Origin of the sequence: Marasmitruncus massiliensis, assembly GCF_900186535.1 — a bacterium.
GTDB classification, from domain to species: domain Bacteria; phylum Bacillota; class Clostridia; order Oscillospirales; family Ruminococcaceae; genus Anaerotruncus; species Anaerotruncus massiliensis_A.
Genome location: NZ_FYDE01000002.1, coordinates 88,521 through 110,546, shown reverse-complemented (window position 1 = coordinate 110,546; position 22,026 = coordinate 88,521). Strand labels below are relative to the sequence as shown.

Below are 22,026 nucleotides of genomic sequence, written 5' to 3'. Positions count from 1 at the left end.
TCATTATCATAAAAAAGGAGAGTCATCATGAAACAGTTCAGAAAATCAGTTATGACAGCAACTGCGGCTCTTTTTACTATTGCATTGTCTCTGGGCGTATCCGCCGCCAACATCGGCAGGCCTGCCTGCCTGTATATTGATACCGCCCAGGTTGACACTGTAACCGTGATCGATCGAGAACTATATGCGGGGTACATGGTTGCGGGAGAGAACGACCGCAAAGCGGTGATTCAAGCGCTCAACGGTATCGACTATCGTCCGTCTACCAACGTTACACCCGATATGGATGGCCTGCGCCTGCTGCAAATCCGCTTTCAAAACGGCGAAAAATATGAATACTGGTGCCATAGGAATGTTCTGATGAACGGTGACACACAGCTTACCGACGGTCTGGCCTGCGCTGATCTTTATAAGGTACTCGACCGCTGCATCAAAAATAATCCCGCCAGCATAGAATGGCTAAGCTATATGAACCCCTATCGCGTAACCTCAATGGAAATCGGAGGAAGGGGCCAGGCGGCCTATCAGACAACTGCGTCGGAAGCCAGCCGCAAAACGATTCTGGATGTCTGCGGCAAGCTTCAAACGCTCGTTCCGTCCAAGGTGCGTAAAATCGGCGTGGAAGGAAAAGAAAGCTTCACCGGAAAAGGTGAGCTGTTTTACACGGTTGCCCTTGAGATGGAAAACGGCAAAAGCGACTATCTGGTAAAGCTTTTCGATAATGGCGAAATCAATATTTCCGTGGACAATATCAGTTATTCGCTGGCGTATACCAGCACGGATCAAAAGCAATTTGACATGCTGATTACAACATTGCGCGGGTATACCACATAAAGTGCGAAAGAGCCGAAGGAGGTATCGGTATGAATTATTTTTTTCGGATGGTCTGTCCACTTCTGATGGCAGTCGTTCTGTGTACCGCCTGTGTGCCAACAAGTAGGCATCCGACGCAGGAAGCGTCGGATGCCCAGCTTTCCTCTTCCGCTTTTGCTTTATCGGTACCGGAAACGGAGCCTTCGGAAGGCAATGATCTGGCAGATGCGATACAGGCATTGCGCAGCTATAATCCGAAATATACGGAAATTCACTGGGATCATCTCGAACGGGGGCAATCGCTCGCTGTAACTTATAAGCTTCTGGAAGACATTGCGGCTGTGCTCACGCAGAATCCCTGCACAGTGAGTTCTGCTCTGCCCGACGTCATTTCCTCCGAGGACTTTGTACTACTTACCCTACATACGGCGCAGGGGAGAAAGGTCAAATGGGTGCAAGCACAGTTCAGCCTGTTATCAAATGAACAGCAAAATGGAGAGTACGCCGGTAAAATGCTGGCGGAATTCCATGCCAGCACAGGCGATTTTGCCATATTTGTCTTTGAAAGATCCGCTTTTTGGCAGATCACCGATCTGCTTTCTGCCATGACCTCCCAAGTTCCGCTTTCTGTAAGTGAAAATGCGATGAAAATGCAAACGGCTGTTACGGCACAAGCAAAATACCCTGTGCTGTCCGATTGCCTGCAATTTGGGGATACGCTTTTGTGCCGATGGCATTTAGGGAATGACGGCATAGCGGAATGCCCGTTTGAAGCAATAGACGCCAAAACGGGGGAAATCCTGTATACGTATGTTTTGCAGGAATACCCAGCGCGGGTCGAAAAGATGCCCACGCAAGGTTATGATTACCGCCTCGTGCTGTCCGACCGGATTTTATATAAAGACAGTACAGACGCTTCCAAGGAGCAAATCTGGAAGCTTCCCGAGGCAGTAAAAACAAAGCTTTGGAAAGGAACTGCCGACGACCAGAGCGCGTTTGACGCCGGCCCACAGGCGGATTTGCTGGCTTACGCGGCGAGGAACGGCGTCTGGCTGGCAAAGTCCGACGGCAACGGGGAAGTGCTTGTTCTGGAGGAGATTGATATCCCTGCAGAATTGAATCCGCAGGTCGGATATCTGCATCCGGTACTGATGAACGGCGGGAAGCAGGTAGCAGCCACAATCGTCTATTGGAGCGACGGGAACGGGGACGCTGCAAGCTACGGAGTCAGTATCTATAATGTTGCGAGCAAAAAGACAACAGTGATTCCAGATATTTTCGCGTGGCTTTCCAATCCGGCCAAACCACTGAATGAGAAAACCCTGTACGCAATTGGGGGGAGCGGAATGCGCCTGATTGATGTCGAATCAGGAGAATACCGAACTGTCGATTTCGATTTTCATGAGGAAAATTCCTTTGATTACCGGACCTTTGCACGTACTCAGGACGGACGAAACGAGCAGGGGAATCGAGTCTGGAAGCTCCTGTTACGGGAAGGACAGCAAGAGGGCCGGGAACTTATAACGGCGTTCTGTGATTATTTATACGTCAGGGCAATGACACAGGACTATATCGTATGCGATTATGGACGTTCGGGCGAGGAAGGGGAAAAACACTTCTGCATTGTGCCGCAGAAGTAAAATCCGGTAATTAGAATTAAAAAAGAATGATTTGATATGTTGTATGTATTGAAGGTAAATGGCTTTTAATTTAAGCTTTTTTGTCTTTTTACTAAAATAACAATCGGTAGGAGCTATTGAAATTTCGCAGGTAAAGATTTTATTTTTTACTACAAGAGATTGCGAATGTTTATGTAATTATAGTCCCAATTGAATGAAATTATTAAATTAAAATTTGTAAAACAGAAAATATAACATAATATAAAAGCAGGGAATGACCTTGCTTTTTCCTTTTAACGACCCCCTATCAACTAAAATAATAATTACAATAAATAAAAGTTTAGCGCAATTCCGGGTAGCACAACCCGTTGCGCGGCGCGCCTGCTTGACAGAACCGCACGTACTTTATTAAAAAAATTAATGGACGAACTATTCAATTTTCTATTACACTTTTTATTTATCCACATGTACTTTTACAATGCAATTGGTTTTTTCTTGTAAGTTTTTGTATAATATGATAAAGTATAAAGAAAACGACGTTAGGAGACTCAGTGTATGGAGCTGTCTTTTTTGGGCGCTGCCCGCGAAGTAACCGGAAGCTGTCACTATTTGGAAGCCTGCGGTAAGAAAATACTGATAGACTGCGGTATGGAGCAGGGGCCCGACGAATACGAGCATCAGGACCTTCCTATGGCGCCCGGTGTGATTGATTACGTATTTCTCACCCATGCGCATATTGACCATTCGGGCAGACTGCCGCTGCTCGCAAAGCTGGGTTTCCGTGGACAGGTATTTGCCACTGATGCAACCTGCGACCTTTGTTCCATCATGCTGCGTGACAGCGCACATATTCAGGAATTTGAAGCGGAGTGGCGCAACCGCAAGGGAAAACGCGCAGGCCGTGAAGAAATTGAACCGCTTTATACAATGGCAGACGCAGAACAGGTAATTGAGCAGCTGGTTTCCTGCCGTTACAATGAGATCATCGAAATCTGCGAAGGCATTCGGATCCGGTTTGTAGACGTGGGACATCTTCTTGGGTCGGCCAGTATTGAGGTCTGGCTTGAAGAAAACGGTACTTCCCGTAAAATTGCATTTTCCGGCGATATCGGAAATATTAATCAACCTCTCATCAAAGACCCTTCATACATCAGCGAGGCCGATTATGTTGTGATGGAGTCCACCTACAGCGGAAGATTCCATCAGCGTCCGCCTGATTATTCTGCGGCTCTGGCCGAGATCATTCAAAGGACTTTCGACCGCGGCGGCAATGTGGTGATTCCATCCTTTGCTGTCGGCCGCACACAGGAAATGCTGTATTTCCTGCGGGAAGTCAAAGCATGCGGCCTTGTGAAAGGACACGATCATTTCCCGGTCTATGTCGACAGTCCACTGGCCAACGAAGCCACCACAATCTTTAACGATAACCGCATGGACTGCTTTGATGAGGAAGCAATGGAACTTGTCCGGAAGGGAATCAATCCTATCACGTTTCCCGATCTCCACATCTCCATTACCAGTGACGATTCCAAGGCGATCAACTTCACCGATACGCCAAAGGTAATTATTTCTGCGTCGGGCATGTGCGAAGCAGGACGCATTAAACACCACCTCAAGCACAATTTGTGGCGGAAAGAATCCACTGTGGTATTCGTCGGGTATCAGGCGGTGGGCACCACCGGACGCGCGCTGCTGGACGGTGCCCAGACGGTAAAGCTGTTCGGCGAAGTAATCGATGTGGAAGCTGAAATTGTTTCCTTACAGGGTGTAAGCGGACATGCCGACCAGGACGGATTGCTGCGCTGGCTTAACGCTTTCACCACCAAGCCAAAACGTGTTTTCGTTGTGCACGGCGAATCCACCGCTGCCGACACTTTTGCGAAATTGGTTCAGGAAACTTACGGCATCCCGGCCGTTGCACCCGATTTCCAGGAGCGTTATGATCTCATTTCCAACACTCTGCTGGAAAAGGGAGTCCAGCGCGAGCTGAAAAAAGCGCCTGCCGCCAAGGTATCCGGTGTTTTTGCACGTTTGCTTGCTGCGGGCCAGCGTCTGCTTAATGTCATTGAGCATAACCAGCACGGCGCTAATAAGGACCTTGCCCGATTTGCTGATCAGATCAATTCCCTGTGCGACAAATGGGACCGCTGACTTTTGAACCGATCCGGTGAAAACAAACAATGACAAATAGAGACCTCCTTGGAAGAATATGTTGTTATACGCTCATCAACTTAGTTGATGAGCTGTTTTTTTCCTATTATCGAATTACTCAAAATAGCGCTTTAAATTGCATCATCGCACACACGGTTCACTTCAACGACTTTATACAAACATTGACTATAGTACCCTCGATATACGTAAAAACAGGCTGGCACTTACTTTCGAAGTCTGCCTGTTAATATAATAATCTACCTAGCAAAGGCGATTTTAAGAGTAGCACCGCACAGAACCAGCCAATTGGGCAGCGTCTGCAAACTGGAATAAATATCCTTGGGCATATGAACTGAACACTTCAAAATAGACATGGCCGAAAAAGACCTCCTGATGCAGGATAATTACAAAAGGAGGTCTTTTGATGGGAAAACTATGGAGCAAAGATCATAAAGAAAGCACTGGCACTATGGAAAAAGGTGAAACATTTCCTGGTTCACTCCATTTTGCAAACAGGCTATATTTTAATCAGAAATGACTTATAAAGCTCCCTATTGGATGTGGAAACCATTAATCGGTCTGTATATACTGCCGGTTTTATTTTCTGTAATGTCAACTCCTCAACCGATTTGGGTTGAATTTGGGTAAATCTCACCTGAAAATTCAAAGGAATAGGAGCAAAATAGGTAATTCCGTTATAACCGGTCATATTGATAATTTGCAGCATATAGGTCGATGCATCTATTTTTGCAAAAAACATCTCTACCATTTCTGGTGCATCGGTTTCGAAGGCACGAGGAATTGGCTTTACCTTGCGCATCAAATCCAGATAAATGCGTTTAAACTCATCATATCCATGGTGATAGTAGAGTGAACCAATTTCCCATGGAAGATATATGTTGCCATTTTTATAAGCGGCCAGACTCTGGTCAGTATCCCTGTGGCCAAAGCAACGCTCCGGCGGGCCGAACCGGGCCTTTTCCACCATGGGTAAAAGCCCCTGAGAACCATTCAGCTTCATCTTGTAATAAGGCTTATCCAGATACACCCATTTCCGCTCATGAAAATCCAGAAAATCCGTTCTTGGCTCTGGCTTCAAATAAGTTCCTCTTACATCTGTGACACACTCCTCAAGCTGCGTACCAAAAAGCTCCATAAGCAGCTCCGAATCTTCAGAAAGGGAATATCGGGAGGCGATAATACTGGCAGTGGTTGTTTTAAAGGCTTCGGCTACGCATTTCTCCACTTGAGCGACACCGGGAAGCAGAATAAAATCATAATTATCAAACTCACAAATCTTACTGGCAAGCACTCCATTTTCCACAATTGTAAAAAGAATATGCTCTTCCTTAAGCATGCGGAACACGCCCCGATATTCCGCATTCCAGGTACGGCGTTCCCCGCTGCTGACCAGCATAATTTTGGTTTTCGGGTCAAAGTGCCCATAGTATTCCTCATACTTTTCGTGAAAAGCAAAGATTTCCCGCACACCCTGGAAATTTTCATAATCGGGATAATCCTCAAAATTGCCAATGATGCACCAATCCAGGCTTCCGCCCATAGCCATATTGCCATACAGCCGGATGCGGTTGAGATAATCGGATACGCCCATAAAGCGATAAGGCAAATCCACCGCATTGATGGCCACATTGGAGGATACCTTATCCTCGTAGCTGCCCTCAATAATGCCTACATTGTCGGTGCTGTTGTATATCCAGAAGGGCAAGGGGCGGTCTACCGCCGAATTGGATTCGTTGCGCACAATATCTACCCCATGGGAGATGTAGTTGCTCACAGCAATTTCCGGATTGACCGAACGGGCCAAATCACGGATTTTCTCCAAAATATCATAGACAGTTGCCTTTTTAAACTCGCAGTATTTCTGAAAAACCGGATCGGCGGGGTCTTCCTTTGTGGGTAAGGTCTCCCCGTACATTTCGGCAAACCGTTTTTTGCAGTTTTCACACTGGCAAATGCCTATATAGTTTCCGCTGTAATCTTGGGTCACATAGCCGAACATATTAAAGAATATGCCGTCCACCGGATATTTTCGGATCACCTCTTCAATAGCCTTAAGGGATAATTTCTGCTGGTATTCGCCGTTGATGCAGGTGGCTACCGTATCGTGATAGCGGATAGGCGAGCCATCCAGAGCGCGGGAATACCAGTCGTAGTGGTTGACATAGAAGCTTTCGTGGGTTTTGCTAAAATCAAAGCGAACAATAACCCGAATGCCGTTTGCATGGGCTTTTTCCACCACATTTCCAATAAAATCGCCCTTCATATAAGGATTGAGCCATTGGAACTCTTTCTGCTGGGTAGGATAAAAGGAAGTAATTCCTCCGCACCCAATTTGCAGGACATTGGCGTGAAGGCTCTTGATCCATTGAATGTGCTTATCAATATCTATTAAAGCGTCCACATCACGGATATTGTTCTGAATCATTCGAATATTGTTTTTAAGCCACCATGGCATATGTTTTCCTCCTAAGATTGTTATTGCGTTTGGATGACCACCATATTCCAGATGCTGAGCTGGTCCAGTGTCACCGTTACGCAATCCTCTACCTGTGTAAAAGATACCGCCTCCTTTTCAATTGCCGCTGTAACTGAGCTAACCTTTTTCCCATAAGGCAGGCGAATTGTAAAGGATGCATCGTGGTAAGAAACCGTGCCCACCAGTGGACGCTGGCCGATTCCATTGACAAGGTGAACCAAAAGCTTCTCACCGCTCTGATATACCGTTGCAAAAAGCCCGGCGATGTTGCGGGTCATCTCAAACTGCCTCTCCTCAATGAGATAATCCAGGCAGTTGCGCAGCAGCCAGTAATGATCCTCCATATGGTATTCTTCAATCAGCCTGCTCAGGGGAAACGCGATGGAAAGCACCTGCCCCTTACCCAGCCGATGGGTGAGCACCATGGGGATATCGGTATGCTCCACCGGCATGCTGGCCCGTTCCGGCGGGGCCCCCACCGCATCCGGCGGCGCGAAGGGCGGAACCAGGGTCAACAGAGCCTCGGCACCGAGAGGCTTCATATACAAAACCTTTTTGCGAAGCGGGATGAAGGTGACCTGTTCAAAACCCCGGCGAATGGCCGGATTATCCGTCTCAATCCGCAGATAGCTGGCCGCCAGCTTCGGGCTTTGCATTGCCCGCTCTTCCACTCCAATTAGTCCACTTAATTGGGAAAATCCAGAAACTGCGCTTTTTTCAATAATCAGCCGGCCACCATCCTGAACGTAAACCTCCAAAATTGAGATGGCATTTTCGCTCAGCGCAATTCCGTCAGGCACCACCACCACGCGGTATTCATTCATCCGGGTCCCATCAATATGGTGGATATCCATCAGATCAAACTGATACTGCATGGCCGCCATGCCATCCACCCAGCCGGCCGCTGGCCAGGAGCTGTTCCAGAGCAGAAGCACCTGTGAAAGCGGCTTGGCGTGAGCCATTTCATCTTCGCAAGCCGCAACCATTTGGTTTATTTCCCGCACGCTGGAAAGAATGCGCTTATCGGTAACTGTATCGTTAAAGCCTGTTATGGAATGCCACAGGTGAGCGTTGTTGGCAACAACCTGCGCCATCCAGAACATATACTCCGATTTGGACATACCGGTATGCCGCCAATCCATACCCGGACTGGAATGAATAATGCCGAAGGGCCGCGGCAATCCAGGAACAGCGTTGCCGATTTTCATGTTGAGCATCGGCTTATAGACTGGAGGCAGATTACCCACACCCTGGGAAAGAATATTCTGAGCCTCGGTGCAAATCAGGTCGGCGGTGGCATAGCGCTCATCCAGATTATCCACGACACCTTCCGGGTTGCGTTTGTGATCGTAGCCATAATAATATAAAATAACAGGCACATCCTGGCGGATGCTTTTGGCTGTATCGTAAATCAGCTTAACATTATCCTTCATGCAGCGGGAATGCCAGTCGGGGTTAAAATCGGCGGGATGATCCGGCAAAGCCTCACCATAAAGACTGTGGTATTTTTCCCGACAGATTTCACAATAGCAGTCGGAAGGGTGTGGCGCATTGAAAAAGATACCGTCGATGTCGTAGCCCTGCAGCACCTCTTCAATAACCGGCACAGCCAGATCCCGATTGCGATAGCCGCTGTTGATGCAGGTGGAAATGAGCAGCGACCAATCCCCCATACGGTCTTTGCCGTAGATCAGAGGCGAATCGTCTCGCTGCTTTACAAACCATTCCGGTCGGTTAAGGTAAACAACATCATCCGTTTTACTAAAATCAAAGCGGGCAATCACCTTTATATTTTTCCGGTGGCAGGCTTCCAGAATTTCCTGAAGCAGATCCCGGCCCTCAGGCAGAAATTCATTGATATGATGATATTTCACCTTACTTGGATACCAGGCATAAATGCCGCCCACATTGACGACTACAGCATTGGCGCAGTCATCCTCCAACTCCTGAGCTATTTTTTGCGGATCCATTTTTTGAGTATCCGCCACCTGCAAATTATACTGAATAATGCGCATTGGTTTTTCCCACCACAAGATATTGGGCATTGAGATTCTCCTTTGTATAAAAATATTACAGATTTCCAGCCCGCATGCACCGCACAAAATGCCCGGAGCGAATCTCCTGTAGCTCCTGGGGCTGTTGGCATTCTTCTGTAGCATAGACGCACCGAGAGGCAAAGCGGCAACCGGGCCCCGGGTCAATGGGGTTGCCCACCTCGCCGCGAAGCAGATGGCGCTCCCGGTTGCGGCGGCTGAGATCCGGCGTTGGGATGGCGGAGAGCAGCGCCATAGTATAGGGATGGAACTGCTGTTCAAAAAGATCATCGCGGGAGGCGTATTCCACCACCTGCCCCAGATACATGACGGCGATATAATTGCTGATATGCCGCACGACGCACAGATCGTGGGTAATGAACATATAGGCCAACCCCTGCTGATCCTGCAAATCCATCAGCAGGTTGATGATCTGCGCCTGAATGGATACATCCAGCGCCGAAACTGGCTCATCACACACGATGAATCTGGGGTTGACCGCCAATGTCCGGGCAAGCCCTACACGCTGCCGGCGTCCGCCGTCCAGCTCATGGGGATATGTATTATAATAGCGCTCCGGCAAGCCACACATATCCATCAGTTCTTTGATACGCAGCCGCATGGCCTCCTGCCCCTTTACAGTATGCAGCACCTTCATGGGCTCAGCAATGATATCCCCTACGGAAAGGCGGGGGTTCAGGGAGGTGAAAGGATCCTGGAAAATCATCTGCATCTCGGAGCGCATTTTCAGCATCTGGGATTTATTGTATTTTAAAATATCCTTGCCCTCAAACAGGATTTCACCGTTTGTTGCTTCCAAAAGGCGCATTATGGTGCGCCCCAGGGTGGATTTTCCGCAGCCGGATTCACCCACCACCCCCAAGGTTTCGCCTGCATTGATCTTCAGGCTCACATCATCCACAGCGTGAAGCATTCCTTTGTTCACTTTAAAATATTTTTTTAAATTTTTTGTTTCAATCAGCGGTGCTGCCACTATGCATTTCCCCCCCGGTCTTCATATAAAAAGCACTTAATTTTGTGCCCTGCTCCAAACATAGGAGGCAGCTGGACTTTGCATTTTTCCATACAGTTCGGGCATCGCTCGACGAATTTACATCCCACAGGAAGGTTGGTAGGATCCGTCATAAAGCCTGGAATGGGAATCAGCCGTTTGGCTTCTGTGGTCAGATCTGGAATGCTATTAAACAGCCCCACTGTATAAGGATGATTTCTCTTGCGGGCAAAAACCTCCTCGACAGAACCAGTTTCAATGATTTCGCCAGCGTAGACGACAGACACATTCTCGCAGAACTCGGCCACAACCCCCAAATCGTGGGTAATAAAGATCATGGAGGTATTGAATTTTTTTTGCAGTTCCTGCATCAGTTGAAGAATCTGCGCTTGAATGGTTACATCCAGAGCGGTGGTGGGCTCATCGGCCAGCAACAACTCCGGCTCGGCTACCAGAGCCATGGCTATGCCGATGCGCTGCTTCATGCCACCAGAAAACTGATGGGGATATTCGTTTTTGCGGCTTTTCTGGATTCCCACCAGTCCCAGAATGTCATCCACCCGCTGGTCCTTTTCCTCCCTACTCATTTCCGGGAAATGAAGCTCCAGCACCTCGTGAATCTGATCCCCCACTGTCAGAATGGGGTTGAGGCTGCTCATAGGGTCCTGAAAGATCATGGCGATTTTGGCACCGCGGATTTTCCGCATGTTGTGGTTATCCGCCGCCAGAATATCGGTATTATCATAATGAATATTGCCTTTGGTGATTTCTCCCACCTTGGCGGGAAGCAGTTGGAGAATGCTCAGAGCCATGGTTGTCTTGCCGGCACCCGTCTCCCCTACCAGGCCTAGGGCTTCGCCCTTTTTTAAAGTAAGATTTATGCCGTTTAAGGCGTGAACCACGGCTTCATCTGTGTTATACTGGACATGCAGATCTTTTATGGTCAACAGGCTTTCGCTCATGTCCGTACCCTCCTAATTCTTGGTCCTGGGGTCCAATGCATCCCGCAGGCCGTCCCCCACAAAATTCAGGCACATAACGGAAATGGCAATAAAAATGCCCGGAACCAATCCAAGATGCGGAAAATGGCGGATATTGGTTCTGTTTTCCGATAAAATGGTTCCCCATTCCGGTGTGGGCGAGGCAACGCCGATACCCAGAAAACCCAAGGAGGCGATTGCCAGAATGGTGGTTCCAAGCCCTAGGGTAGCGGAAACAATAACAGGTCCCATACCGTTGGGGATCAGATGCTTGAAGATAATGCGGGCGGAGCTGGTTCCGCAGCATTTCGCCGCTTCCACATACTCCTGGTTGCGCAGGGTCATAATCGAGGCGCGGACCGTACGGGCATAGTTGGGAAATTCGGCCACAGCCAGAGCGATCAGCATCTTGAAGGTGCCCTGCCCCAGAGCAGATACCACCGCCATGGAGAGCAACATACGGGGCACCGCCATAAAAATATCGCAGAACCGCATGATGATGTTATCGACCTTACCACCGAAATAGCCGGCAGCGCCACCCAGGGTAAGCCCCACCACCATAGCCGAAGCCACCACAACCAAGCCGGAAAGCAGGGAGATTCGTCCGCCATAGAGGACACGGGCAAACAGATCGCGCCCATACTGATCCGTGCCGAAGGGATGCTCGGCACACGGGGTAATAAAGCGGTTGGCCATACTCTGCTTATAAACCTGATCGTAACTGATAAACAGCGGTGCGGTCAGGCACATCAGAATCAGCAGGAGAATGGCGGCCAGGCCAACCATAGCCAGCTTATTTTTGCTGAACCGGAAGGCAATGAGCCCCAATTGACTTTTATTGGTCAGATTGCTCTTGTTTTTATATTTCATTTTTTCACCTAACCTTCTAGCTTAACGCGGGGGTCGATCAGTGCATAGGTAAGGTCCACCAAAAGGTTGACCACACCCACAAACACGGCGATTACCACAATAACGCCCATGACAACCGGTACATCGCGGATTTTCACCGCGTTGATCAGCAGGCTTGCCACCCCTGGGATGGAAAATACGCTTTCAGTGACAATGGCGCCGCTGATTATATTCGCCAGACTGGTGCCGATCCGGGTGGCCACCGGCAGCATACCGTTGCGCAGCACATGCTTGCCGATGATGCGCTGCTCGGAGGCCCCCTTGGAACGGGCGGTGCGGACATAATCCAGCTTGATAACTTCCAGCATGCTGGTACGTGTCAGCCGGACCTGGGCCGCCAGCGAACCGGTGCATAGAGTCAAAGCAGGCAATACAAAATGCTTAAGGGATTCAGCGCCGGTTGCCGGGAACCAGCCCAAGGTCAGGCAGAATATCACTTGGGCCATCAGGCCGAACCAGAAGGCGGGAATGGAGGCAAACAGCATGGCAAGAACTAGCGTTGTGTAATCAAGCATGCTGTTTTGCCGCACAGCCGCCAGTATCCCCAGCGGGATGCCCACCACCACCGAAATGGCCATGGACATCAGGCCCAAGGTGAGAGTATTTGGGAGTCGCGAGGCAAATTCGGTCAAAACATTAAAACCGTTATACCAGGAGCTGCCAAAATCCCCCTGCAAGACACCCGCCATATACTTCACATAGCGCATAAGAACAGGATCGTTCAATCCCAACTCGGCCCGCTTGGCTAAAACAGCTTCATAGGGGGCATCGGGGCCCAGAATCAAGGTGGCGGGATCACCCGGAGCAAGGCTCATAATCACATAGATAAACAGAGTGATACCGATGACAACCGGAATCAGCATCAATCCTCTTTTTGCAACATATTTCAGCATGAGACACCTCATTTCAACCCGAAGATGTATAGAAAATGTCGGCAGCGCTCCCCCAAGAAGTTCATCCCAGCACGTACCACCGGCATTTCCTATTTTTTATGAATGCTTACAAGTTTCTTCCCTGGGGCCAGTGACTTGGGGCCGGCTTTTACCAGCTCCAGTCATTGAAGAAATAGAGCCCAGTCAAGGCGCGGGGTACAACCCCTTTGAGACCACTGTTATAGGCGCAGGCATTTACTTCATAGTAAAGGCATACGGTATAGGCATTATCTGTGATCATATCGCAGGCCTGTGCATAAATCTGCTTTCTTTTCGCAGAGTCCACCTCAACGCGGCCGGCTGCAAAGAGTTCGTCTAGCTCCGGACTTGAAACACCAAGATCGTATTTTCCAGGTGCTAGAGCTTGGGAGGAGTGGAACTGATAGTAGATACCGTCGGCATCCATAACGGAAATACCGGATGCGCGGAGCTTGGCTCCAAAATTTCCTTCCTGTTCGGTGTTGGTGTATGAGGGTGCATCAACTGCGTTGACGGTGCAGTTGATTCCCAGCTCGATAAGTTGGCCCTGCAATACCTGGGCCGCATTTTCATTGCGGGTGCCGCTGACAGTCAGAATTGAAAATTCTTCCCCATTGTAACTGGACTTGGCTAGAAGCTCCTTGGCCTTTTCCAAATCATATTCAATGGTTTTATAAGTACCCGGGTCCGGGCGGCCTGAGAAGGAGGGTGCCATCTGAATATCGCCTACCGTGGCATACCCTTCATAAACGCCGATGTTGATCTCTTCCTTGTTAATGCCATATTGCAAAGCCTGTCGGAATGCTAGATCCTGGCCGGGTCCCTTGGTGCAGTTGATAAACATATAGCAGATCGAGGAAGCATCGGTTGTATCCCATTTTACTTTCTCGGTATTCAATTTGGTGAGCGCGCTGATATTAGCCTGCAGCAGCACATCAATATCGCCGTTTTCCAGAGAAATCATCTGTGTGTTGCTATCGGTCATAACGCGGTAAGTAATATTTTTTATTGGAGGCGCACCATTCCAGTATTCCTCGTTGGATTCCAGAATAATACGATCTCCGGAGGTACGGGAAATCCATTTGTATGGGCCGGTTCCCACAGGATTCTCATTGTAGGCCTCCTCACCGATCTCATCAAAAAGCTTTTTATCGGCAATGAGGGCAAAGCGTCCACACAAGGCGTTGAGGAAAGGCGCATAGGGTGCGGAAAGCTTGATGACAACGGTATTTTCGTCGATGACTTCGCAGGTTTTAAAATTGGCAAGCTGCTGCTTGCCCTGCGTGGAGGGAGCCGATGTATTCAGGGTCCAGGCAACATCCTCGGCAGTCATTTTGTTGCCGCTGTGGAAATACACATCGTCCCGCAAATACATTGTGTATTCCTTGCCATCCGCAGAAATCTCCCATTTGGTTGCCAGCAGAGGCATATGAGAACCATCCGGCGCCATTTTAATCAGGGTTTCATAAATATTATGCAGGATAGGCGCTTCATCCATGTTGGTATTCAGTGTGGAATGAAAAGGGAAGAAGCAATCCGGCTCTGAAGCGGAAGCAATGATTATAGAATCCTTTCCGGCAGCGCCGCTGCCATCTGTGTTTGTTGCAGTGCCATCTCCCGAGGTTGCATCAGAGCTGGTGCCGCCGCAGGCAGTGGTCATCACCAGCAAGCAGCATACCAATAGAATTGCTAAACAACGTCTTAGGGTCATAAGAAAGCCTCCCAGTTAATTTTGTATACATTTTATCAATTTATATAAAATGTGTAAAGCGGTAATACATCCAAATAAATTGTTTAATTTTATTCATGATTTACATAAAAATCTTTCAACGGAATAACTATTGCGTATAAATTGTAGATATGATACACTATTTACAGCCATTTTTCAAAACACAACAAATATTTTCGAAAAGTCATATTGAATACAATATGACATAATTTGCTGTTTTAAACCATTTTAAATATAAGGAGAGATTTACATGCCGTCAACTGCTGATATGGCCGCGCAGACCATTCGTGCCCGCATTATGTCCGGCGAGCTCAGGCCGGGAGAAAAACTCCGTGAGGTGGAGTTGTGCAAACAGTTGGAGATCAGTCGCACCCCCCTGCGGGAAGCTTTTCGTATTCTGCAGTCTGAGGGGTTTTTGACCTATCAATCCAACAGCGGCGTTGTGGTAGCAACCCTAAGCATGGGGTATGTGATCAAGCTGCAGGAAATCCGCTATGCATTAGAGCCGATTTCTGCCCGATACGCTGCATTGCATATTACACCCGATCAAATCCGTGAACTACGCACAATCAATGAAAAGCTGTATACGCAGGGGCAAATCGATCCTAAGGTGACTCCCGAACTGGATATCGAATTTCATACTTTAATTGCGCAATCCACCAACAATCCTGCAATATTGGAATATTTGCTGGAGCTGTATAGAAAAACCAGCATGCAAAGGCGCCTTTTACCCATCCGCCCCGACCGGCTGTCTCATACCTATAAGGAACACAACGATATTATCTACGCCCTAGAGCTTGGGGATCCCGAGCTAGCTGTCCGGTATGTATCTATTCATTTCTATGTTGGACAGCATTCTTTCAATAAAAAAGTGGATGAGTACCTCAATCAAAAGGGTGTCGACAGCGAGCATAAAACGAATGCATAAAAAGGGGATCCCCCAGCACTGTAAAAGCACTGGGAGATTCCCTTTTTTGCGTATAAAACATCCGGCAACAGGCAACTTGCTGCCTTTATAAATGCATAACCCTCGGCGGCATCTCCCACAACCACAAAGCTTCCCGCCACAACCATTCGTTCTTTTCAAAGAGGCATCCAAGATGGTCGCAGGTAATCAGAGTAACCCTGGGATCGGCATGGCACCGGATAGAGTCCCATCTGGAGGTATACTGATATTTTGACATCCTGCCGCTGTATTCAAGATTGTGCGAATTTCCAAGGTTCTGCCGAATGGAGTAAATATCCACAAATATCTTATAGAAAAATACTCAAGTTTACCAATAATAGCATTTTGTATTTCACAGATACTCATAGCTTGCCCGGGAGTTTTTGAGGAAAACCCCAGCCAGCGGCTGATTTCAGTGTCGGAAAAGTTCCTTGTTAGGGGGCAGCCCCTTCCCCTCACAAGATGCGAGTAGCCAAGGCGGAAAGCAGGTGCGTAGATGTACAGGCTTTCGTACAAAGTGTCCTCATAATCGAAAATCAGATTTTCCATATCAGTCTACTTTCATTTACTTCGGCAAATGCTCACCGAAGCCTATCCTGCGATTACAGTCACTCCGCTGGAAAGTACATACATGTGCTGGATTGACTTAGGAGCGTATGTTCCTGCGCGAGATTTACAACTAGCAGTACAAGCCAAAGCACGTCTGGCAGTAGATTACGGCAACTGGTTCTGGCCTGACAGACAAACTGACACACATATCCGCATAAACATCGCAGCTGCCCGTTCTATTATTAGCAATCAGGAAGTCAACTGGTTAATGCAATTACGCAATATCTAAAATAACTCTGTAACCGATCACGGCAAACTGTTAAAACTTACAACGACAAAGAGGCTTAAAGCGAGGAATAGCCTGTCAATAAAGAATTAAAAGGGCAGGCACCAGTAGTTCTTTGCAGTTGCAAGCCATGTCGAGGGAAGTTCGCAATTTCGGGGCACCGAAATATGGATTAAGCTGCATTCAGCAGCAGTATCTGTACGGATTGAAAAACTAGATACGTTCTGGAGACAGACAAGTCCCCGGCATACTCTGAGAGGTAGGTGGTCACCAGCTACAGATAGGAACCCGGAGTCAGGAACATATCGACGATAACTTTTATCTGTGCATAGCTAAACCTCCTATCGTAGTTTCTACTCAACGATAGGAGATCTTTTCTGTCATTTCCCACTTTCTCTGGTTTAATACATTTTACATGATTACATGACAGCCTCTGTTTTAGTTTTTGCTTATTATTTTCCATAATTTATAAAATTTTTCACTTAGCCGACACAACGGGATCGTATACTCTCTTCAGATTGATGAAATCGGAGATGAATAATATGATAAAAAAACTATTTGCCATCCTTTTGGCTGTCGCAATGCTCGGCGGATGTGCGGAAGCTGTCGCTGTTGACGCTTCTTCCTCAGAGAGTTCGTCCGCAAGTGTTGAGGAAAGTTCCAAACCCGGTAAAGAGAATGCCGAAGGCAGGAAAACTGCTAATATGGTTTTCGGAAAAGTTACCGGGATAGACGGGAATACGATCACCCTGCTGACTGTGAAAGGTGGCCCGGGTCAGAGGCCGGATAGAGAAGCCGGTCCACGGAATAGACAGCGCGGCCCATCAGATGCGTCGGAACCGGTAGACAGCCAGAGTTCGGAAGCTGATGGCTCTGCGGCTGATCAGCCGGATGAAAAGTCAAACGGCAGACCGAGCAGAGGCCAGCCGCCCGTGAGGGATACTCAGAAAGAGTTCTCAGGCGAAGAAAAAACCATCACCGTCGCCGACGGATGCAGCATTCTGATTGAAAAAGACGGTGAATCTTCTGAAGGCAGTTTATCCGATATCAAGGCGGATGATACCATCAGCGTGGAATTTGCGGAAGACGGAGAAACACCCGTAACAATCACTGTGAGAACCGGCGGCTTGCGGAAACAGGGTAATCGTCCAAACGATACAGACAATGCAACAAGCCAATCAGCAGACAGCTCCTCTAATAATTTATCATAAGAAAAACCTCCGCAGGGTGAAACCTGCGGAGGTTTTTCTGTCAGGCTTCCGGAAGCTTATCAGCCGCCCGTTTTCTCCTGTCGATAAGAAACATGGGAATTTCGTAAGCAAGCATCAGACCCCAGCCGATCAGGCAGGCGGACGCGATCCCCGCAATACCGCTCATAGGCGCAAGAATATGGGAAAATATCACCCTTGTGCCGATCTGCAGAAGCGAACTGATCAGCGTAACCGTCATCATGCCCATCCCACGGAAGTATCCTTGCAGGGCATTTGTCCAGCCGGGCATGACATAGTAAAACGCCATGCTGCGCAGATACAGCGCGCCAAGCCGGACTGCTTCTTCCCCGCCGTGCGGCAGAAACAGGTTCATGACAGCCTCCGCCCCGAAAAATACCGGCGCACAAAGCAGAGCCCAATAAAAAGTTGACATCCCATTGCCACAAAGGAACCCTTTCCAAATACGTTTTGTGTTGTTAGCGCCTTTGTTCTGTGCGAAATAGGTGGTCAATGCGCTTCCGATGCTCTGCATCGGCGTAATGGCAAGATCATCCACACGGGAAACCGCATTAAACGCGGCAATGCTGTCGACTCCGAGCGGGTTTACTGCGCCCTGTACAAATACCCGTCCCAAATAAACACAGGTCTGCTGCATAGCCGTTACCCAGCTATACTCTATGGTCGTTTTCAGCAGCCCTTTATCCAGCACAAGCTCTTCCCTCGAAATATGAAGCAGCGGAATCGAGCGGTTGATATAAATAAGGCATAAGATACTTGAAACAGCCTGAGAGAGTACCGTAGCGATGGCGGCCCCCGGTACACCCACCCCGAGAACAACCACAAACAGAATATCGAGCGCAATGTTCAGCAGACTGGACACAATTAAGAAGAGCAGCGGAGTTCTGCTGTCGCCAATGCTGCGCAGAGTATTGGAGAAAAAGTTATATAGATACGTAAAAATCATGCCCAGAAATACAATTTTAAGGTAGGAAGCCGACGTGCCGAGAATTTCTTCAGGCGTATCAATCAGTTTCAGAATCGGCTTTGCGAGCAAAAACGAAAGAACCGTCATAAAAACCGTAAACAGGATCCCCGCAAACAGAGTCGTGCTGATCTCCCGCTTTAATTTTTCCAGTTCCTGCGCACCGAAATATTGACTCATCAGCACCGATGCACCCATGCAAATACCGCCGATGAAAAAAATAGCGACATTCATGATTGGATTCGCCGCACCAACGGCCGCAATTGCATCAGTTCCCAGATAACGCCCCACAATAATACTGTCTACCGTATTATAGGTTAGCTGAAAAAGATTTCCCAAGATCATCGGAATAGAAAAACCAATTAAATGTTTTGCAATACTTCCCTCTGTCATATTATGTGCCGCCATTTTATCCGCCCCTTACCAGTCTAAAAGCCGCTTAAATCGAACAGGCGGTCCGCAGCTTTTTCTGTTTACTTAATTTTTACAATATAACCCATTATAGTGCGCAAAAAGACAATTTGCAATTCCACACTCAAAATTCTGCTAATTTAATGATATGCTTTTTGTGCAGTCTGTCTTCCCTATGATTGCATCGCAGAATCTTTTAAAAAGCCGGAATTCCTTGTAATACATTTCACAGTTCGGTATAATAAAAAAAACGCAGCCTGCGGAGGAACCATCAATGAATATTGAAGAATATCAAAAAAAGCCCCTGACCGAAAAAATCAGCGATGAAATCATCCAATACATCTCCGACCATAATTTAGAAGTAGGCGACCGGATTCCGAGCGAATACGAACTGGCCTCCATGCTTCAGGTTGGGCGCGGAACCGTGCGGGAGGCAATCCGTATGCTGATTTCCCGCAATATTCTGGTCATTCGCCGCGGCGCGGGCACTTACATTGCCAATAAATATGGCACAGCGGACGATCCTCTTGGCTTGGCTTTTATGAAGGACAAGCACAAGCTCGCGCTCGATCTGCTGGCAATCCGCTTCATGATTGAGCCCGAGATTGCCGCGCTTGCCGCTCAGAACGCAACTCCGGAAGAGACTGCCGAGCTGGAAACATTGGCCGCCGTGATGGAGTCTTTGATTCTCGAACACAAAAACCATGTCTTTAAGGATATCGAATTTCACACAAAGTTAGCACTTTGCAGCAAAAACTCCGTTGTTTCGAGTCTGATTCCAATTATTTCCGCCTCTGTGGAATTATTTGTGGACCTTACTCACCGGAAGCTTCTCGAAGAAACCATTGCCACTCACCGTGAAGTGGTGCAGGCTGTCAAAACACACAACAGCATTGCCGCTCACGACGCGATGCTGTTGCACCTGGTCTATAACCGCAGAGATATTCAGGAAATGAATTTTGATCAGCAGCCATAACCGGCGCTACCCTCCCCGCCCGCATCGCGCGGGCTTTTTTATAGATTGACAACACATCCGATGTGTATTAAGGCAATTCTATCCAATCTCAGCAAATTTGATCTTTATTTCAAATCTATCTTGCTAAATTAATAGAATTATGATACTATTTTAATCAAAGACATCATACGTGTCAAGCAAATCGCTTTTAGCCGATATCAAAGCTATCGATATTGCTGCCATTTTAAAACAATTGGAGGAACCCATATGATCAGTCAGGAAATCCGGAAAATCGCGCCGGAAATGGACCCCCTGCGCCTTGGCATGGGCTGGACGGTCGAGGATCTTGAAAAGCCCCAGATCCTCGTCGAGAGTACCTTTGGTGACAGCCACCCAGGCAGCGCCCATCTTCTGCGTTTCTGCAACAGCGCCGCTGAAGCCGTCGCGCAGGCGGGCGGAAAAGCCGCGCGCTACTTTGCCACCGATATCTGCGACGGTATGTCACAGGGGCACGACGGCATCAACTATTCCCTCGCCTCCCGCGACACGCTCTGCAATCTCATTGAGATTCACGCGAACGCGACCCCCTTTGACGCGGGCGTATTCATCGCAAGCTGCGATAAGGCAGTGCCCGCTCACCTGATGGCGATTGGACGCGTCAACATTCCCTCCATCATTGTGACGGGCGGGGTCATGCAGGCGGGGCCCGACCTGCTGACACTGGAACAGATCGGCATGTACAGTGCCATGCAGCAGCGCGGCGAAATCACCGACGAAAAGCTCACCTATTATAAGCAGCACGCCTGTCCTTCCTGCGGAGCCTGTTCCTTTATGGGCACCGCCTCGACCATGCAGGTCATGGCGGAATCGCTGGGCCTGATGCTGCCCGGAAGCGCCCTCATGCCCGCCACCTGCGAAGACCTGAACGAATTCGCGAAGCGCGCCGGCAAACAGGCGGTCACTCTGGCACGTACCGGGCTCAAACCGCGCGACATGGTAACGATGAAATCGTTTGAAAACGCCATTATGGTACACGCGGCAATCTCCGGCTCCAGCAATTCTCTGCTTCATTTGCCGGCTGCGGCACATGAATTTGGTCTGGAGATTGACGGCGATACGTTCGACCGCCTGCACCGCGGCGCGCATTATCTGCTCGACATCCGCCCGGCCGGGCGCTGGCCGGCGGAATACTTCTACTATGCGGGCGGCGTACCGCGCATCATGGAAGAAATCAAATCGATGCTCCATCTGGATGTCATGACCGTAACCGGCAAAACGCTCGGGGAAAATCTGGAAGACCTCAAACAGAACGGTTTTTATGACCGCTGCGACGAGCTGCTCGCAAAAACAGGGCTCAAGCGCACCAATATTATCCGCACCTTTGACAACCCGATTGGCACAAACGGCAGTATTGCCATCCTGCGCGGCAATCTCGCGCCCGAAGGCGCAGAGGTCAAGCATACCGCCGTCCCAAAGGAAATGTTTAAGGCGATCCTGAAAGCACGCCCGTTTGACTGCGAGGAAGACGCAATTGCCGCCGTCCTTTCCCACAACATCCAGCCCGGTGACGCAGTGTTCATCCGGTACGAAGGCCCAAAAGGCTCCGGCATGCCGGAAATGTTCTACACTACCGAAGCCATTTCTTCCGACCCGGAGCTTGGCAAATCCATCGCGCTGATCACCGACGGCCGCTTCTCCGGAGCGTCCAAAGGCCCTGCTATCGGGCACGTATCTCCCGAAGCCGCTGACGGCGGCCCCATCGCGCTGGTAGAAGAGGGCGATCTGATTGAAATTGACATCGAGAACCGGGTTCTGGCAATCGTCGGAATTGACGGAAAACGCATGAGCGAGGAAGAAGTTGCGGAAGTCCTTTCCAAGCGCAAAGCAAACTGGAAACCACACGCTCCCAAATATCCGTCCGGTGTTCTCAAAATCTTTTCCGAGCACGCCGTTTCCCCAATGAAGGGCGGCTACATGAAATAGCCTGTCATCAAATAAAACAGTCTCTCTGCTCCGTTACGGAACAGGGAGA

The 22,026-nt window shown here is 48.8% G+C and carries 16 protein-coding genes; 8 read left to right on the top strand and 8 right to left on the bottom strand.

What is annotated here, in order from left to right:
- Positions 1 to 27: 27 nt before the first annotated feature.
- The 3 genes from C1A10_RS00860 to C1A10_RS00850 all read left to right on the top strand — a co-directional run bounded on the left by C1A10_RS00860 (position 28) and on the right by C1A10_RS00850 (position 4,583).
- Entirely contained in the window at positions 28 to 834 is an 807-nt protein-coding gene (locus C1A10_RS00860) for a hypothetical protein (RefSeq protein ID WP_101908427.1), read from the top strand.
- Between the two features lie 29 nt (positions 835 to 863).
- Entirely contained in the window at positions 864 to 2,453 is a 1,590-nt protein-coding gene (locus tag C1A10_RS00855) for a hypothetical protein (RefSeq protein WP_101908426.1), read from the top strand.
- Between the two features lie 534 nt (positions 2,454 to 2,987).
- Positions 2,988 to 4,583: an MBL fold metallo-hydrolase RNA specificity domain-containing protein gene (locus C1A10_RS00850; protein WP_101908425.1), complete on the top strand. Its 1,596-nt coding sequence runs from the start codon at positions 2,988 to 2,990 to the stop codon at positions 4,581 to 4,583.
- 517 nt (positions 4,584 to 5,100) lie between these two features.
- On the opposite strand, the gene C1A10_RS00845 is transcribed toward C1A10_RS00850, so the two are convergent.
- From C1A10_RS00845 to C1A10_RS00815, 7 genes are all read right to left on the bottom strand, one after another.
- Positions 5,101 to 7,059, bottom strand: a complete 1,959-nt coding sequence (locus tag C1A10_RS00845; protein ID WP_101908424.1) for an alpha-amylase family protein — start codon at positions 7,057 to 7,059, stop codon at positions 5,101 to 5,103.
- A 20-nt stretch (positions 7,060 to 7,079) separates the two neighbouring features.
- Positions 7,080 to 9,125 carry a family 10 glycosylhydrolase gene (locus C1A10_RS00840; RefSeq protein WP_180950927.1) on the bottom strand — a complete coding sequence of 682 codons (2,046 nt, stop codon included), beginning with the start codon at positions 9,123 to 9,125 and terminating at the stop codon, positions 7,080 to 7,082.
- 25 nt (positions 9,126 to 9,150) lie between these two features.
- Positions 9,151 to 10,047, bottom strand: a complete 897-nt coding sequence (locus C1A10_RS00835; RefSeq protein WP_207654706.1) for an ABC transporter ATP-binding protein — start codon at positions 10,045 to 10,047, stop codon at positions 9,151 to 9,153.
- 59 nt (positions 10,048 to 10,106) lie between these two features.
- Positions 10,107 to 11,087, bottom strand: a complete 981-nt coding sequence (locus C1A10_RS00830) for an ABC transporter ATP-binding protein (protein WP_101908421.1) — start codon at positions 11,085 to 11,087, stop codon at positions 10,107 to 10,109.
- Between the two features lie 12 nt (positions 11,088 to 11,099).
- The gene (locus tag C1A10_RS00825; protein ID WP_101908420.1) at positions 11,100 to 11,975 is read right to left on the bottom strand and encodes an ABC transporter permease; all 876 of its coding nucleotides are present in this window, start codon (positions 11,973 to 11,975) and stop codon (positions 11,100 to 11,102) included.
- Between the two features lie 8 nt (positions 11,976 to 11,983).
- A complete protein-coding gene (locus tag C1A10_RS00820; RefSeq protein WP_101908419.1) occupies positions 11,984 to 12,907 on the bottom strand; it encodes an ABC transporter permease in 924 nt (307 codons plus the stop codon).
- Between the two features lie 148 nt (positions 12,908 to 13,055).
- Complete coding sequence (locus C1A10_RS00815; protein WP_101908418.1) at positions 13,056 to 14,636, bottom strand: ABC transporter substrate-binding protein; 1,581 nt, start codon at positions 14,634 to 14,636, stop codon at positions 13,056 to 13,058.
- A 268-nt stretch (positions 14,637 to 14,904) separates the two neighbouring features.
- Here C1A10_RS00815 and C1A10_RS00810 point away from each other — a divergent pair, with 268 nt between their 5' ends.
- The 3 genes from C1A10_RS00810 (at position 14,905) to C1A10_RS00805 (ending at position 17,646) form a co-directional block, all read left to right on the top strand.
- A complete protein-coding gene (locus C1A10_RS00810; protein WP_101908417.1) occupies positions 14,905 to 15,582 on the top strand; it encodes a GntR family transcriptional regulator in 678 nt (225 codons plus the stop codon).
- Between the two features lie 649 nt (positions 15,583 to 16,231).
- Entirely contained in the window at positions 16,232 to 16,438 is a 207-nt protein-coding gene (locus C1A10_RS18170) for a hypothetical protein (protein WP_145997675.1), read from the top strand.
- 539 nt (positions 16,439 to 16,977) lie between these two features.
- Positions 16,978 to 17,646 carry a hypothetical protein gene (locus C1A10_RS00805; RefSeq protein ID WP_101908416.1) on the top strand — a complete coding sequence of 223 codons (669 nt, stop codon included), beginning with the start codon at positions 16,978 to 16,980 and terminating at the stop codon, positions 17,644 to 17,646.
- Between the two features lie 40 nt (positions 17,647 to 17,686).
- On the opposite strand, the gene C1A10_RS00800 is transcribed toward C1A10_RS00805, so the two are convergent.
- Positions 17,687 to 19,036, bottom strand: coding sequence for an MATE family efflux transporter (locus tag C1A10_RS00800; RefSeq protein ID WP_101908415.1), 1,350 nt, complete (start codon positions 19,034 to 19,036; stop codon positions 17,687 to 17,689).
- A gap of 277 nt (positions 19,037 to 19,313) precedes the next feature.
- Here C1A10_RS00800 and C1A10_RS00795 point away from each other — a divergent pair, with 277 nt between their 5' ends.
- Positions 19,314 to 20,015: a FadR/GntR family transcriptional regulator gene (locus C1A10_RS00795; RefSeq protein ID WP_101908414.1), complete on the top strand. Its 702-nt coding sequence runs from the start codon at positions 19,314 to 19,316 to the stop codon at positions 20,013 to 20,015.
- 246 nt (positions 20,016 to 20,261) lie between these two features.
- A complete protein-coding gene (gene ilvD / locus C1A10_RS00790) occupies positions 20,262 to 21,977 on the top strand; it encodes a dihydroxy-acid dehydratase (protein ID WP_101908413.1) in 1,716 nt (571 codons plus the stop codon).
- The last annotated feature ends 49 nt before the right edge of the window (positions 21,978 to 22,026 follow it).

Excerpts from the sequence above, each read along its gene's own strand:
- C1A10_RS00860 (WP_101908427.1), top strand. The coding sequence starts at position 28 with ATGAAACAGTTCAGAAAATCAGTTATGACAGCAACTGCGGCTCTTTTT.
- C1A10_RS00855 (WP_101908426.1), top strand. The coding sequence starts at position 864 with ATGAATTATTTTTTTCGGATGGTCTGTCCACTTCTGATGGCAGTCGTT.
- C1A10_RS00850 (WP_101908425.1), top strand. The coding sequence starts at position 2,988 with ATGGAGCTGTCTTTTTTGGGCGCTGCCCGCGAAGTAACCGGAAGCTGT.
- C1A10_RS00845 (WP_101908424.1), bottom strand. The coding sequence starts at position 7,059 with ATGCCATGGTGGCTTAAAAACAATATTCGAATGATTCAGAACAATATC.
- C1A10_RS00840 (WP_180950927.1), bottom strand. The coding sequence starts at position 9,125 with ATGCCCAATATCTTGTGGTGGGAAAAACCAATGCGCATTATTCAGTAT.
- C1A10_RS00835 (WP_207654706.1), bottom strand. The coding sequence starts at position 10,047 with ATGCTTCACGCTGTGGATGATGTGAGCCTGAAGATCAATGCAGGCGAA.
- C1A10_RS00830 (WP_101908421.1), bottom strand. The coding sequence starts at position 11,087 with ATGAGCGAAAGCCTGTTGACCATAAAAGATCTGCATGTCCAGTATAAC.
- C1A10_RS00825 (WP_101908420.1), bottom strand. The coding sequence starts at position 11,975 with ATGAAATATAAAAACAAGAGCAATCTGACCAATAAAAGTCAATTGGGG.
- C1A10_RS00820 (WP_101908419.1), bottom strand. The coding sequence starts at position 12,907 with ATGCTGAAATATGTTGCAAAAAGAGGATTGATGCTGATTCCGGTTGTC.
- C1A10_RS00815 (WP_101908418.1), bottom strand. The coding sequence starts at position 14,636 with ATGACCCTAAGACGTTGTTTAGCAATTCTATTGGTATGCTGCTTGCTG.
- C1A10_RS00810 (WP_101908417.1), top strand. The coding sequence starts at position 14,905 with ATGCCGTCAACTGCTGATATGGCCGCGCAGACCATTCGTGCCCGCATT.
- C1A10_RS18170 (WP_145997675.1), top strand. The coding sequence starts at position 16,232 with ATGTGCTGGATTGACTTAGGAGCGTATGTTCCTGCGCGAGATTTACAA.
- C1A10_RS00805 (WP_101908416.1), top strand. The coding sequence starts at position 16,978 with ATGATAAAAAAACTATTTGCCATCCTTTTGGCTGTCGCAATGCTCGGC.
- C1A10_RS00800 (WP_101908415.1), bottom strand. The coding sequence starts at position 19,036 with ATGGCGGCACATAATATGACAGAGGGAAGTATTGCAAAACATTTAATT.
- C1A10_RS00795 (WP_101908414.1), top strand. The coding sequence starts at position 19,314 with ATGAATATTGAAGAATATCAAAAAAAGCCCCTGACCGAAAAAATCAGC.
- ilvD (WP_101908413.1), top strand. The coding sequence starts at position 20,262 with ATGATCAGTCAGGAAATCCGGAAAATCGCGCCGGAAATGGACCCCCTG.